This is a genomic window from Vibrio sp. 10N.286.51.B11 (genome assembly GCF_041469245.1).
Lineage (GTDB): Bacteria > Pseudomonadota > Gammaproteobacteria > Enterobacterales > Vibrionaceae > Vibrio > Vibrio crassostreae_C.
The window spans coordinates 310,719-323,832 of record NZ_JBFRKI010000007.1 but is presented as its reverse complement, the minus strand read 5'-3'; the positions used below and the strand labels follow the sequence as shown (position 1 = coordinate 323,832).

The window sequence follows — 13,114 nt, the reverse complement described above, 5'->3', positions numbered from 1 at the left end:
AAGCTTATTCGCTATAGAAACAGAAATGTTCGACGGAGAAAAGAGACTGAGATCTAAATTTAAACGATCTGATTATTTGGGATAGGAAGTGGAGAGGCTACTCAACAAGTACTAAAAAGGGCTGCGAGTGCAGCCCTTGTGATGTTTATTGGAATAGCCTATCTATGTGTTAAGCCGCTTTAATGTGCGTTGTAATGTACGGTTGCCATGCTTGTTGGTAAAGCTCTAAAGATTGGCGTCGTAGGCTATTGATTTGTGCCGCTTCGATATCGTTGATTGGGCGATGTTCTGCAATTGCGTGACGCTCAATACCTTGGATAATTTCGTACAGCTCGTGCTCAGGACCACTTTTCACATCAGCAATCGCTTTTAAGTGAAGTTGAACCTCTGCAATGATGTTGGTTTTAGGCAAACGAACCAACAAGTTAAGGTCACGGTAACCAGAGTCAGCCGGCGATTTAAACTTATTTTTCAGCTTAACAACGTCTGCTTCACGGCTTAGCGCTTCGTAAACTTCAACCAAGCTCTCTACATCGTTCGCGATGATAGTTGCACGGGCTAAGTCGGTAATTTTTGTCACATCACCATCAAGCTCAAGGGCGATTTTTTCTTCTGCGCGAGCTTGAGATTTAACGCCAGCAAATAGCGCTTCAGAATTGGTGAGTAGGGCAGTACTTTTACAGATAGTTTCTAGTTCAGCTTGGCCTTGATGCGCTTTGCTGTACAAAATATCGAAGTCGGTGTAAGGCTGAGTCGGGCGTGAGTCGAAGGCCTTGATGCCGTAAAGGCCGCTCAAACTATGACGGAATACGTTTGAAGATACTTGGTTTTGCGCAGGAGTGCGCGTTTGATCTGTTGAACTTGTTGAAACAGGTGCTGCTGCGAATGCAGGCGCTCGGCTCAATACCAAAAGCATTAGGGCCGTCGTACGGAGAAATACACTCATTCAAACTCCAAAATACAAGGTTACAAAAAACGGGTAGTCAAAAGGGGTAACCAGTAACGCACAAGAGTAAAAACAGCTTAACTAATTTCACTACATATTAAATGAGGCTAGCTAAGACAGAAACCAATTCTAACGTTTAATATTGCTTTAAAATGTGAAGATATAGCCAAATAACCCAACCGTTAGTTCCGCAATTATCAGAACTTTGAACTTAGCCAGTTTCTGATTTTATCGAAATCAATTTAGTACTTTAAACCAAGCTAAGGTTGCTCTTACCTCTCTATACTGTACCCTTGCATTATGACTGTTTAACATGAACGAAAGATGAATAATCCTGAATTTTGGCACAATAAATGGGCAGCCAACCAAATTGGTTTCCACCTCGAAGATGTAAACCCACTTCTGATTAAATTTTGGGAAAAGACTGAGCCTAGCTGCGAGAAGAGTGTGTTTGTTCCACTTTGTGGCAAAAGTGAAGATCTGATTTGGCTAGCTTCAAAGCATGAAGATGTTCAAGGTGTCGAGTTAAGCCAGATTGCGGTTCGCGCATTTTTTGCAGAGCACCTTTATACCCCGACTGTGACTCAAATTAGCGGTCAGCACGAGCTCTACCAATTCGATGAACTGAACATCTACACGGGCGATTACTTTTCAGCGCCAATCCAACCTGTCGATACCATTTATGATCGCGCGTCTTTAGTCGCATTGCCTGAAGAGATGAGAGTGCAGTATGTCGAGCGTTTGAAACAACTGCTGAAACCGGGCGGTAAGATCCTTCTGGTGACTCTGGATTATGATCAAAGCGAGATGGCGGGGCCTCCGTTTAGCGTGCCTAAGCTAGAAATCGATCAGTTGTTCGCAGGTTATAAGATCACATTGTTGAATCAGGACATCGCAGACGATGAACATCCGAAGATTGCTAAGAAAGGTTTGTCTCGCTTCTGTGAAGAAGTGTATTTGATTGAGTCAGACGCTTAAGTTCAGTCTGCTTAGTTAAGCCAACAGATAACACCAACAAAAAGACGGGCTCGATAGCCCGTCTTTTTTATTGTTCAGATTTGAACTCGTGATTGTTCAGAATTGAATAGCAGGTTAGTAAATCACTTTTACTTTTGACGCGCTCTCAATTGCATCTTCAATCGCTGTCTCAGTGCTGTTGCGACGAGTAAGCGCCACACCAAGACGACGGCGACCATCGATATCAGGCTTACCAAACAAGCGAACTTGCGTTTGTGGTGCGTCTAGCGCTTCTGCAAGGCCTTCAAAGCGGATATTCGTTGATGTGCCTTGACCAAGGATTACGGCAGAGGCACAAGGGCCATACTGAGTAATTGATTTGATCGGCATACCTGTAAATGCGCGTACGTGTAGTGCAAATTCCGATGAGTCTTGAGACATCAGAGTAACCAAGCCAGTATCATGTGGGCGAGGGGAGACTTCATTGAAGATCACGTGGTCGCCTTTAACGAACAGTTCAACACCAAAGATACCGTGACCACCTAGTGCATTAACCACTTGTTCAGCGGTGTATTGCGCTGTTTTAAGTGCGTTGTCTGACATGACTTGTGGCTGCCAAGACTCACGGTAATCACCATCTTCTTGGCGGTGGCCGATTGGTGCACAGAAATGCACACCGTCGACTGCGCGAACGGTAAGTAGCGTAATTTCGTAATCAAAGTCGATGAAGCCTTCAACGATTACGCGACCCGCGCCAGTACGACCGCCTTCTTGTGCGTAGTCCCAAGACTTTTGAATGTCTTCCTCCGTTTTGATAACGCTTTGGCCTTTACCTGAAGAGCTCATTACTGGCTTAACAACGCAAGGCATGCCCACGAATTCAACAGCGGCAGCAAAGTCTTCAAAGGTGTCTGCAAAGCGGTAAGGAGAAGTGCTCAGTTTTAGCTCTTCTGCAGCTAGGCGACGGATACCTTCGCGGTTCATCGTTAGCTTGGTCGCATTCGCAGTTGGAACGACATTTAAGCCTTGCGCTTCTAGTTCTACCAACTTGCTGGTGGCAATAGCTTCAATTTCAGGAACCACATAATCTGGTTTTTCAAGTTCAATGACTGCTTGCAGTGCATCGCCGTCTAACATGTCTAATACATGACTACGATGTGCAACTTGCATTGCGGGTGCGTCTGCGTAACGGTCACATGCAATAACTTCCAAGCCTAAACGTTGGCACTCGATAGCAACTTCTTTGCCGAGTTCACCTGAACCTAATAGAAGTACACGAGTAGCATTTTCACGAGTAGCAGTACCAAACATAGAAATTCCTTCCGATCTTTTGAGCGATTGATTGAAAACGGGGTGATCATACTTATTTCAATGATAAAAGCAAACGTTTGCGCAAATTGTTGCTTTAATTACAGGCATAAAAAAAGCAGCCCCGTTAAATAGGGCTGCTTATTTAAAATTTTGTTAATTAGATGTACTTAGATTGCTAAGTAAGTCACTGGAATGTCGGGATTAATCGCTTCTAATGTAGATTGCGTATCCGCTAGGTGACTGATGCTACCTTCGGCAATTTCAACCAACGCTGCACTTTCAATCTGTTCAAAATCGAAGCCAGCCAGTTTAAGTTGAATCAACGCCACTTGTAGAGGAGGTAAGCTCGGGTTGAACGCTGCGTTTTCAGCGTAAGCACCGGTGAAAACCTCGCCTGACGTCAATTGCAGTGAAACACCACTTAGGTTTTTGGTGTAAGGCGCATGGCTGCGGTTTAGTGCTGCTAGCGCTTCTACAACAATAGGCGTTGTTTCTTCAGTCGTGTGTTTATGATCAAGCTTAGTCATTAGGCCAGTCGTCACACCTAAATCGGCAGGGCCGAACGAGTCTGGCAGGTATTCTTGCAGAGACATTTCATCACGTTGTGGAAGCTGAACTTTAAGTTCTTTTGCTGTGGTCAGTTCGTTCATGAATTGACGACAGTGACCACAAGGACTGAAGTTGATGGTGATATCTGAGATACCGAGTTCGCCTTTCATCCAAGCGTGGCTGATTGCAGATTGCTCAGCGTGAACGGTTTGACCAAGTTGAGCACCAGCGATTTCAAGGTTTGCACCAAAATACAGAGTACCAGACAAACCACGCACGATTGCACCAACATAAAAGTCAGATAACGGAGCGTAAGAATACGCTGCGGCAAAAGGAAGTAGCGCAATACGTAGTTCGTCATCCGCTAGACCACTTGCTTGCAGTAGGCTAGCAAATTGTTCTGGAGACAATGTCGCGTCAAAGTTGTCTGCTAATACGATGTCACTCAAAAGCGCTTTCATTGATGATGGAGCACTTTCCAGCGCCAGGGTAATACGACTGTTCATGTTGAATCCTTAATTGACCTTAGGCTTTAATTCTATGCAATGCTCAGGATTTGTCTGTGACAATGATCACTATTGCGTTGTTGTTGTTACATTGGCTTGCATAATTAGAGTGAAGTCACAGATGAAATCGATTGCAAGAGCCATTTATACAGCTGATATCGCACTTAGTGCTCGTAAAAGACCGTGACTTGACTGCTATTGCTAAATAAATGCGAATAAAAAGCCCAAACAGACACTGTAATAAACAGCATTCTGGTTGGGCTGAATCGCGTAGTGATCGTTTAGGTTAAGAATAGAACCAAACCACGAGCGAAAATATACTCGGTGCGATGATTGAGGTAATGACGCCACAAAGCACAAGAGCCAAAGAACTGAATGCTGCATCTTCCTGATTCTTTTCCGCACAAGTCGCGGTGCCTAAAGCGTGAGACACGGTACCCATGGTTAAACCACGGGCGATCGGGCTCTTAATACCAATGAGGTTGTAGATTGGGTAAGCAAAAATTGCCCCAAATAGACCCACAATCAATACCAGTATTGCCGCAATCGCTGCTTCACCACCTAAATGGCTCGATACTTCCATTGCAATTGGCGTGGTGACTGATTTGCCTAACAAGCTCGCAATCAAAGTTAAGTCCGCTTTAAATGCTACTGCGATCACTGCCGTTGTTGTCATCGACATCACACTGCCTAGCGTGCACGCAAAGGTAATGATGCGCCAGTTGGCTCTGATTTGAGGTAGCTGCTCATAAAGTGGGTAAGCAAGTGCAACAACCGCAGGCTGCAGCATGTAGGTAATCCAAGTGTTGTCAGCATAGTAAGTCTCAAACGGTACTCTAAAGAACGTGAGAATCGGAATGATGATACCAATGCTGATAAGCAGGGGGTTACACAGCGGCGAGTTTACTTTTTGACTTACCCAGCGAGCAAATAGGAATACCACGATGGTGAGTAGAATCCACATGATCAGTTACCTCTCGAAAGCAAGCGGTCTAAGAACCATGATAAGGATACTAACACCAATAATGTGCCACCAACGGCGCTCGCCATAATTGGCAATGCGTTCGTGATGAGCATGTCGAAATGATCCATCAACCCAACACTGATCGGAACAAACAGTAAGATCATTAGGCGGATAATCAAGCTTGCACCGGGCTGTACCCAGTGCGAAGGAACAATACCAATCACCATGGCGGCAAACAGAATCAACATGCCAAAAATACTGCCTGGAATTGAGGTATCCAAAAAGTGCTGTAACGCGTTACCTGCTGTAAGTGCACCTATGATTAAGGTGAAGGAGATTAAGCAGTAAACCAGTTGGATCAATCTTTCTTTCAAAGTGTTACGTCTCTTGATAATGGAATTAGCTAGCTAACTTTTCTACGTACTGATAAACCGCCTTCAAGATAGCCATTTTCTTCTCGTCGCTTTCATGTTCGTGCGCGAGGTTTTCAAGGTTGAGCATGTACTCTTCTAAACGGCACTCATAAAACTCACGACAATGGTTCGCCCATTTCAATTGCTCAGCTTCGTCGAGCGTCCATGGGAAGTTACGCGCACGGTAACGGAACAGTAACGGTTTAATTCGTTCGTCACTGAAGGTGATATCCAAAGCCGCCAAGTTGTTCGGGTCAGTTTCGCGAATGATGTTCATCGCTGTTTTATCAGCAGGTGAAAAGAAACCGTCGTAAAGGTGTGTATCAACATCATCACTCTTTTCGTACTCGCGCTCTTGTGAATACAGGCCGATCAGTTTTTCGCGGATCTCTGGGTGTTCGCGCAGCAGTGCCAAGTTTTTCAGGCATTGTTGGCGATCGATACCGATGGTTTCAGCATTTTCAGCCGTTAGTGTTTTGGCTGGAGCAAGAATAGGGCACTTGTTTAGCTGAACCAATTTGATGGGTACGGGTAGTTCGTCTTCACCCAGTTCACTGCGTTTGGTATAGAGCCTTTCTCTGAGTTCATCAGCGTCCAGTTCTAACAGTGGGCTTGGATCTTTGGCTAAATCAACCACGATAACCGCATTTTGATTGGTTGGGTGCCAAGCCATAGGCACAATCCAGCTGGTGTAGTTGCAGTCACGGCCAAACATGCCTGAAACGTGCATTAATGGTGTCATGTTTACGATATCAACCAGATCATTCAGCTTACGCTTATGACGCATGTTGTAAAGGTAATCGAACATCTTAGGTTGCGCAGCTTTCAGCTTCTTCGCTAACTCGATGGTCGCAATAACATCGGCCATCGCATCGTGCGCGTTCTCGTGTTCAATGCCGTTTGCCACAGATAGGTGTTCCAGTTTGAAGCTTGGGTAACCTTCTTCGTTCTCTGGCCAAACAATGCCTTCAGGACGCAGTGCGTGAACAGCGCGCATTACATCTAATAAATCCCAACGAGAGTTGCCGTTCTGCCAGCTCCACGCATATGGGTCGATGAAGTTTCGGTAACAGGTGTAACGCGTTACTTCATCATCAAATCGAATACTGTTGTAGCCAAGGCTTGTGGTGTTAGGTTTCGCTAACTCAGCATGGATCTTAGCGATAAACTCTGGCTCAGGGAGACCTTGTGAAGCCGCTTTTTGTGGTGTGATACGGGTGATCAGTGCAGCTTCAGGCGCAGGGAGGTAATCAGCGGGAGGTTGGCAATAGATAACCAGAGGCTCTCCAATAACATTGAAATCTTGGTCGGTACGAACACCCGCAAACTGACTCGGACGGTCTTTTGCTGGGCTAACGCCCCATGTTTCGTAATCGAAAAAGAAGTAGGTTGGCTGATTATCTGAACTCATTGAATTTCCTGAACAGCAAGCGCGGAACGTTTACTGTGGCTGAAGGTTAGTTTTGTTCAGTATCTGATAGTATGCGGTACGCGTGCAACCCAGATCACAAATAAATTGCCGGAAAACGGTGCTTTACTATTCAATCGAGTCAGTGGGGAAGGTTTTGAAACCAATTGAGGCGGTTTCTTAGTTAATACAATCTGTCTATCGTCCGTTTAATCCGATGGAGGCGAGAGTATCAACTGGACTTTCTGCTTCATGGTTAACTCTCGGTTCTTCAAATCTTTGAATATGGCCTTCCATTCTTGAAAGGTGACCACTATCGGATTAAAACTGTTCACGGGTTTGGTGACGCCATAACGTACAGTTTCAACTTCAGGTTCGAATGTACCAAATAACTTATCCCAGATAATAAGAACGCCGGCGTAGTTCTTATCAATGTATTGCGGGTTTTTGCCGTGATGTACTCGATGATGCGAAGGGGTATTAAAGATGTATTCAAGTGGCCCCAAGCTTCGTATCCATTGTGTATGGACGAAGAACTGCAAACCTAGATTGAGAAGCACCACAAAGATGACCCACTTAGGGGCAAAACCTATGATGACCAACGGTATCCAGAAAAGCCACATCCCAGCAAGTGGATACATTAAGCTTTGACGGAAAGCCGTACTGAAGTTCATGCTTTCTGAACTGTGGTGTGCCACGTGTGCTGCCCACATCCAGCGAACACGATGGCTTGCTCTGTGGAACCAGTAATAGCAAAAGTCTTGCAACACCATCAATACAACAAAACTCAGCACGCCCATTTCAATGTCCATTAAGCGCCAACCAAACATCCAGAGATACAGCTGCACGACCAATAACCCGGTGAGCAAATCGGAGAGTTGATGCATTCCCGCCAGCGTGAAATTACACATCACTTCTGAAAGCTTATAGCTGGAGTTATCAGGCAGTCGACCTTGCTTCTGACCGATAAAATACTCAGCCAACATGCACACCACGAACAAGGGCGCTAATACCAGCAGTAGCCATTCTGGGTGATTGATTAATGCGTCGATATTCATGTTTTATCCTTGTTGAGACGCCATACGCGTTCTTAGTATCAAGTTTACTTAGACTTGCTCGCCTGAGATTCAATCAGCAGAATTTCGCTACCAGCAAGCAAAGTGATCTTCTGTTAGGCCAAGAACACCATCGAGTTGATGTGTCACTCCATTGTTGTCTTCAATCGAGCCAAAAAAGTGACCAATGAACTGACGAAAGTTACTCTTTAACAGCCATAAATTGAGCTTTTCGCTGCGGTTATTTAAGGGCGTAAAGGTCAGGTTTATACGTCCATCTTGTGATGTTATCTGCCAAGGTAAATTCGTGTCTTGGCGACTGAACGTAAACTGTACCGGGTTAAGTAAGTGTCTGGTTCCACTGACCCACAATACGTTTTCGCAGCCTCCAGTCTCATTCACGCCCGCCGCGAGGTTTAGGCCAATATCTGTGCCATTGGATTGCGTGTTGATACTTGCCCAGCGCCAACTGGTATCACGCCTCATGTAACCCGCTGAAAAGTCATAACCGGCACGAGCTTGTTGGAGAACGAGTGATTCTCCTTTGATTTGGATGTCGCCGCTGATGCGTAAAGCATTGTGCTTTTGGGTGTAAGTCCAACCTGAATAACCCGTTGGGCTGCACATCGCCATTGGCAAGCTGTCGGTTTCAGGCTCTAAAGCGATATCGGCCTTGATGAGTTTGGTATTCAATCGAACTTGCCATTGCCCGCCTTCAATATTAAAGGTGATACTTTGGCCTGCAATGTTTGTCGTGCCGTCAAATGGCGAAGCGGTAACTTGTTTATCAAACCCTAATGGCCTCAACCAAGATGACTCTTGCAGATGGTTGTTTTCTATGTCGTACAGATAACAAAATGCCGAGCCTAAGTAGCGAATATCCGCGATAGCGACGCCGATAATGTGTGTGTCGGTGACGATGCTGACAAACTGGAATTGCTTATAGTGGAAGTGCTTCTGCCAAGGGTTTGCTTTTGAATCCATCGAGTTTCGGTAGTCAAAGTTCTCGATGTTTAGGTGTTTAAGGATGCCATCGAAATGCCCAATGATCGGCTGACCATTAGAATTAATCAAACTGTGTGGGGCTGGGTTGGTTTTTATCATTGCGATGGTTCACATTATTTTAACAACTAAAGCCATTGTGCGATGAGTAGCGTAGAATTGGGAGGTCATATTCGGACAAGAGCGCGTTACCAATCACGATTTTGTCAGCATGTGTTGTTAAGGCTGAGTAGTCATGTTGATGGGAATGGGCTCGATATAAGGAGAGACGATTGGAGATTATCGCGGAGTATAAGCCAACCGGACATAGGCACCAGTTAGGTACATTAGATATCGCGCTGCTGTTGAATACGCTAGAGCAACGAGGTATCGATATTGAAAGGCTACTCAATGATGTGGGTTTGCCGAACATGGATTGGCGAGATCCGAATGGAAAACTGACTTACGCTGACAAGCTTTCGTTGTTTAGCGCGGCTAATCAGAGTTTTCCTCACGATGGTTTGGGGCTTTGGTTGGGAGAGCACGCTAGCTTGAGCCACTTTGGTGTGTTGGGTTATGCGCTATCAACCAGTCAAAATGTCGGGGAGGCCATCAAGTCGGGCTTCAAGTATTTGCGCCTGAACGGTCCTATCTTCTCGGTTAAATTGTTTCTAGATTCCGAGCAAGCAGTGATTCAGATTGAGAACACATTGGAAGTGGGCGATCTGCTTCCTTTCTGCAGTGAATATTTCTTGAGTTCAATCGTCTCTTTATTCAAAGAGCTGACTGGTCATGAGTTGGATATTCATATTTTGGCTTTGCCTTATACACGCACTAATTACGCCAAGCTCTATGACGACCGTTTCCAGTGCCCTGTAGTTTTTGAGCAGAGCCATTGTGAACTGCGTTTTGATGTATCGGTTTTGTCGCAAACCTTATTGACTCATGATGCAGCGACACTGAAGCGCTATCTTGCGTCTTGCCAGTCGATAATGGAAACGTTGGACTCTGAGCATCTGCTGACTAACCAGATCAAAACGATCTTTTATCAAACCGCAGGCAGTTTCCCGAATATTGAACAACTCGCGGATGAGTTTGGTTGTAGCTCTCGTACACTCAGGCGAGAGCTAGTGACCCATGAATCCAGTTACCAAATATTGCTTACCGAAGTTCGAGTGGAGCTGGCCAAAGAGCTATTACTCGGCACAACCATGAGCATTGATGACATCGGTGAAAGGCTCGGTTATAGCGACCCTGCAAATTTCAGAAGGGCGTTTAAAGGTTGGCTCAATAAAACGCCCGCTCAGTTTCGTGATGGTTTAAGTTAAGGCGTTACTTGCTAAAGAACTGTTCTCTGAAATCGGTGACTTGCTGCTGATAGTAACTGTCCCAATCTTGTTGAGTCCAAGTGGCATAACTTGATGAACGTTGAGAGCCTAAGGTCGCTTTGAGCTGATCCAGTTGCACGTGATAACTCATCACGGTTTGTTGCTGTTGTGCGACTTGTTGTTCTCGCGCGGCAATGTTGCTGGCCTGCGCTTCATCTAAGTAGGCATCTTGAAGGTCGGCTTTGACTGATGCTACTTCAGCAGGGCTATAGCTGCTGGGTATCAAAGATACTGCCAGTTCATATTTTTGAAGCTGTGTTTCGGCGTTTAACGTGCCCGTATTGTTTTGCCATTCACTAAGCAAATCTTGATAGTTGGCCAAAAACTGGCTCGCTTCGTTCTCTTCAAGGGTGTTGGCGTCAAGCGTAAAATCCAGATGAGCAAACTGGTCAGCGAATAGCTGGTGGGCCAACTCTCCCCATACTTGCTGTGCAGATTGCTTGAATAAGGCAACACGATCTTCAAGAGTCTCTATGGATTCAAGTGGGATAGTGCTTTGTGTTAATTGCCAGTCAGCCGATAGCTGCGGATAGTCGCTCAGTAATTCAAACCATATACTCGGCAATTCTGATTTCAATCGTGCTAGTTGCTCAGTGCAGTCATCACGTTGTTGGCAAAGCTTCCAGAACCCATCGAGTTCATCGAACAAAGCCTTGCCTTCAAGCTCACTCAAGTTTTCAGCAAGAATTTTACCGTCCAGTGCTCCAGCTTGGGCTTGATTGCTGTGCGATGCGGAGTTTTCCGAACTAGCGGTTGCAGTAGGCGTGGAATTATCGTCATTAGTTGTCGTAGAAACACGCGGCTTAGGTTCTGTGTGTTGAGCAGAAGATAGCGCTGTTTCGTTCGTTTTTGATGACCACGAATAGCCAATAATGCTCGCCGTTAAGACGAGCATTAGGGTTAATATAACTCGATGCATTATGCGTTCACCGAGTTACTTAATGACGGCGCTAACAGGGAAGTGGTCTGAAAGGTTGTAGTGCTTCCATAACTCACTGCTTGTTGATCTTGGGACATCCACACGATTGTCGTTATGAGCTTTGGCGGCATATTCCGAGCTCACTACCACATAATCGAGATACTCAACGTTTTCACCACCCGACATAGGTTCACCCGCAAAGTTGTTGATGCGTGGGTCAAAGGTAGAAGCGGTGTAACCTGAGTATGTTGGTTCATCAGCCTGCAGGTTAGCGAACATCTGTTGGTAGTCGTCTGGGAACTTGAGCTTGTTCACGTTGAAGTCACCGCTGTAAACCACAGTTTCTGATGCCGGGATATTCAGAGACTGCGCCAGTGCACGCATCTGCTTGAATTGACGTTGTCGGTAATCACGAGCGGTGTCCGTATCGAATGATGCCGTGTGGGTACCGAAAACATGGTAAGCCTGACCATTCTTGATCACTTCCGCGTAGTTAACACCTTTATCAGCAAAGCAATCTGTGCCCGTGCAATCAGGGAAAACATACTGCGCTTCATTAACGATAGGATAGCGGCTGACAATGATCACACCACCGTCGTATATGTTAATCCCATCTTTATCGAGCATTTTAGTTTGATAAGGATACTCTTTCGCAAGCTCACGCAAGAACTCATCTCTGCCGTTAGCAAACACCTCTTGAAGCGCCAACACGTCATAGCCCTTTACATATTGAGGGAGTAGGTCATAGCGGTCACCAATATGTGAAGCGATGGCAGGCAGCGCCCAGATGTTGTAAGTCATGACCTTGAGTGTATTGGCATCCGGCTCTGGTTGCTCATCCACTTTTGGTGGGGTGATGGTGTAATAAATATCATCATAGCGCGCTGTAGAATCGGCTTTGAGGGCTAGCTCTGCATTGACCCCGAACGCATCGGTTGTGCTGCGATGAATATTACGATCGTCATGCAATGTTAGGTTGACGTCTGCGGCACTCAAACCATGTTGCAGTGTCGAGTTATACCAATGTCCCTTCATGGTTTGGTTGAGCGTGACACTTTCGCCCACAGCGTTTGATACCACAGTGTCAAACTCATAGGTCTTCCCAGATTTCACACCAGTCCAGCGGTTGAAACTTATCAGCTTCTTCGTCTCCCAAGGACCAATCTGTTCAACATGCTGTTGCCACTCATCACCGAGTTGAAGCAGGTCGGTACCAGTGTGGTTGGCTTGAATGGTCATCACTTGATTGGTGTTATTGGTGAGATACACGTCGGTGTCTGCGATCGCAGAGGTCGAAGCGATTGATGTGGATGCCACAAGTGCAGCTAACCAAGTCCATTGAGTTTTCATCGTTTACGTTATCCTTATTGATTGATGTCTAGAATAACGTAGTCAAGAGTTATGACATTGGAGTTATAACTCTATGGCATTTATTCAAATATGAGATATATGCCAAGGTTTTATAAAATTGATTAACCATTGAAAATTAACATATTGTCTTATCGGAATGATAAGTGGTACGCGCGCGAATAATAGGGTCAGTTAATGCTTTCGAGTCGGTGGAACAGCCAATATTGGCGTGCTTAAGTGAAAACTGTGTGTCGCGGTAAAGTGGAGGTTGTGAGCAACAAGAAGGGAATATGGACACAGCTTAGAGCTATCAGCATAAATTTTGCGATTGTTCTGTAATTTACTCTTGTTCAGTAAACAGAAACCT

Annotated in this window: 12 protein-coding genes; 2 read left to right on the top strand and 10 right to left on the bottom strand. The window is 45.5% G+C overall.

The features are described 5' to 3' along the window. Positions 1-169: 169 nt before the first annotated feature. Positions 170-946: a RelA/SpoT domain-containing protein gene (locus AB4154_RS04090; protein WP_017059130.1), complete on the bottom strand. Its 777-nt coding sequence runs from the start codon at positions 944-946 to the stop codon at positions 170-172. Between the two features lie 324 nt (positions 947-1,270). On the opposite strand from AB4154_RS04090, the gene AB4154_RS04085 reads away from it, so the two are divergent. Next, on the top strand, positions 1,271-1,924 hold the full coding sequence (locus tag AB4154_RS04085) for a thiopurine S-methyltransferase (RefSeq protein WP_372122284.1): 654 nt from the start codon (positions 1,271-1,273) through the stop codon (positions 1,922-1,924). A gap of 114 nt (positions 1,925-2,038) precedes the next feature. Here the strand turns inward: AB4154_RS04085 and purT are convergent, their stop codons facing one another. The 7 genes from purT to AB4154_RS04050 all read right to left on the bottom strand — a co-directional run bounded on the left by purT (position 2,039) and on the right by AB4154_RS04050 (position 9,213). After that, positions 2,039-3,214, bottom strand: coding sequence for a formate-dependent phosphoribosylglycinamide formyltransferase (purT, locus tag AB4154_RS04080; protein ID WP_372122282.1), 1,176 nt, complete (start codon positions 3,212-3,214; stop codon positions 2,039-2,041). Between the two features lie 167 nt (positions 3,215-3,381). Continuing rightward, positions 3,382-4,269, bottom strand: coding sequence for a cytidine deaminase (gene cdd, locus AB4154_RS04075; RefSeq protein ID WP_372122280.1), 888 nt, complete (start codon positions 4,267-4,269; stop codon positions 3,382-3,384). A 286-nt stretch (positions 4,270-4,555) separates the two neighbouring features. Next, positions 4,556-5,233, bottom strand: coding sequence for an LrgB family protein (locus AB4154_RS04070; RefSeq protein WP_017059134.1), 678 nt, complete (start codon positions 5,231-5,233; stop codon positions 4,556-4,558). A 2-nt stretch (positions 5,234-5,235) separates the two neighbouring features. Continuing rightward, positions 5,236-5,607, bottom strand: coding sequence for a CidA/LrgA family protein (locus AB4154_RS04065; protein ID WP_371702364.1), 372 nt, complete (start codon positions 5,605-5,607; stop codon positions 5,236-5,238). A gap of 25 nt (positions 5,608-5,632) precedes the next feature. Further along, positions 5,633-7,057 carry an exodeoxyribonuclease I gene (gene sbcB / locus AB4154_RS04060; RefSeq protein WP_017070926.1) on the bottom strand — a complete coding sequence of 475 codons (1,425 nt, stop codon included), beginning with the start codon at positions 7,055-7,057 and terminating at the stop codon, positions 5,633-5,635. 206 nt (positions 7,058-7,263) lie between these two features. Next, positions 7,264-8,112 carry a sterol desaturase family protein gene (locus tag AB4154_RS04055; RefSeq protein ID WP_372122278.1) on the bottom strand — a complete coding sequence of 283 codons (849 nt, stop codon included), beginning with the start codon at positions 8,110-8,112 and terminating at the stop codon, positions 7,264-7,266. Positions 8,113-8,199: 87 nt separating this feature from the next. Then, the gene (locus AB4154_RS04050; protein WP_372122277.1) at positions 8,200-9,213 is read right to left on the bottom strand and encodes a DUF2804 domain-containing protein; all 1,014 of its coding nucleotides are present in this window, start codon (positions 9,211-9,213) and stop codon (positions 8,200-8,202) included. A 170-nt stretch (positions 9,214-9,383) separates the two neighbouring features. Between AB4154_RS04050 and AB4154_RS04045 the strand changes: the two genes are divergently transcribed. Beyond that, positions 9,384-10,418: an AraC family transcriptional regulator gene (locus AB4154_RS04045; protein ID WP_017059139.1), complete on the top strand. Its 1,035-nt coding sequence runs from the start codon at positions 9,384-9,386 to the stop codon at positions 10,416-10,418. 4 nt (positions 10,419-10,422) lie between these two features. Here AB4154_RS04045 and AB4154_RS04040 read toward each other — a convergent pair whose 3' ends face one another. Further along, complete coding sequence (locus AB4154_RS04040; RefSeq protein WP_017066154.1) at positions 10,423-11,373, bottom strand: hypothetical protein; 951 nt, start codon at positions 11,371-11,373, stop codon at positions 10,423-10,425. A 39-nt stretch (positions 11,374-11,412) separates the two neighbouring features. Continuing rightward, the gene (locus tag AB4154_RS04035; RefSeq protein ID WP_102427807.1) at positions 11,413-12,747 is read right to left on the bottom strand and encodes a sphingomyelin phosphodiesterase; all 1,335 of its coding nucleotides are present in this window, start codon (positions 12,745-12,747) and stop codon (positions 11,413-11,415) included. Between the last annotated feature and the right edge of the window lie 367 nt (positions 12,748-13,114).

Bases quoted from the DNA above. Each gene is read 5' to 3' on its own strand.
- AB4154_RS04090 (WP_017059130.1), bottom strand. From the start codon at position 946: ATGAGTGTATTTCTCCGTACGACGGCCCTAATGCTTTTGGTATTGAGC.
- AB4154_RS04085 (WP_372122284.1), top strand. From the start codon at position 1,271: ATGAATAATCCTGAATTTTGGCACAATAAATGGGCAGCCAACCAAATT.
- purT (WP_372122282.1), bottom strand. From the start codon at position 3,214: ATGTTTGGTACTGCTACTCGTGAAAATGCTACTCGTGTACTTCTATTA.
- cdd (WP_372122280.1), bottom strand. From the start codon at position 4,269: ATGAACAGTCGTATTACCCTGGCGCTGGAAAGTGCTCCATCATCAATG.
- AB4154_RS04070 (WP_017059134.1), bottom strand. From the start codon at position 5,233: ATGTGGATTCTACTCACCATCGTGGTATTCCTATTTGCTCGCTGGGTA.
- sbcB (WP_017070926.1), bottom strand. From the start codon at position 7,057: ATGAGTTCAGATAATCAGCCAACCTACTTCTTTTTCGATTACGAAACA.
- AB4154_RS04055 (WP_372122278.1), bottom strand. From the start codon at position 8,112: ATGAATATCGACGCATTAATCAATCACCCAGAATGGCTACTGCTGGTA.
- AB4154_RS04050 (WP_372122277.1), bottom strand. From the start codon at position 9,213: ATGATAAAAACCAACCCAGCCCCACACAGTTTGATTAATTCTAATGGT.
- AB4154_RS04040 (WP_017066154.1), bottom strand. From the start codon at position 11,373: ATGCTCGTCTTAACGGCGAGCATTATTGGCTATTCGTGGTCATCAAAA.
- AB4154_RS04035 (WP_102427807.1), bottom strand. From the start codon at position 12,747: ATGAAAACTCAATGGACTTGGTTAGCTGCACTTGTGGCATCCACATCA.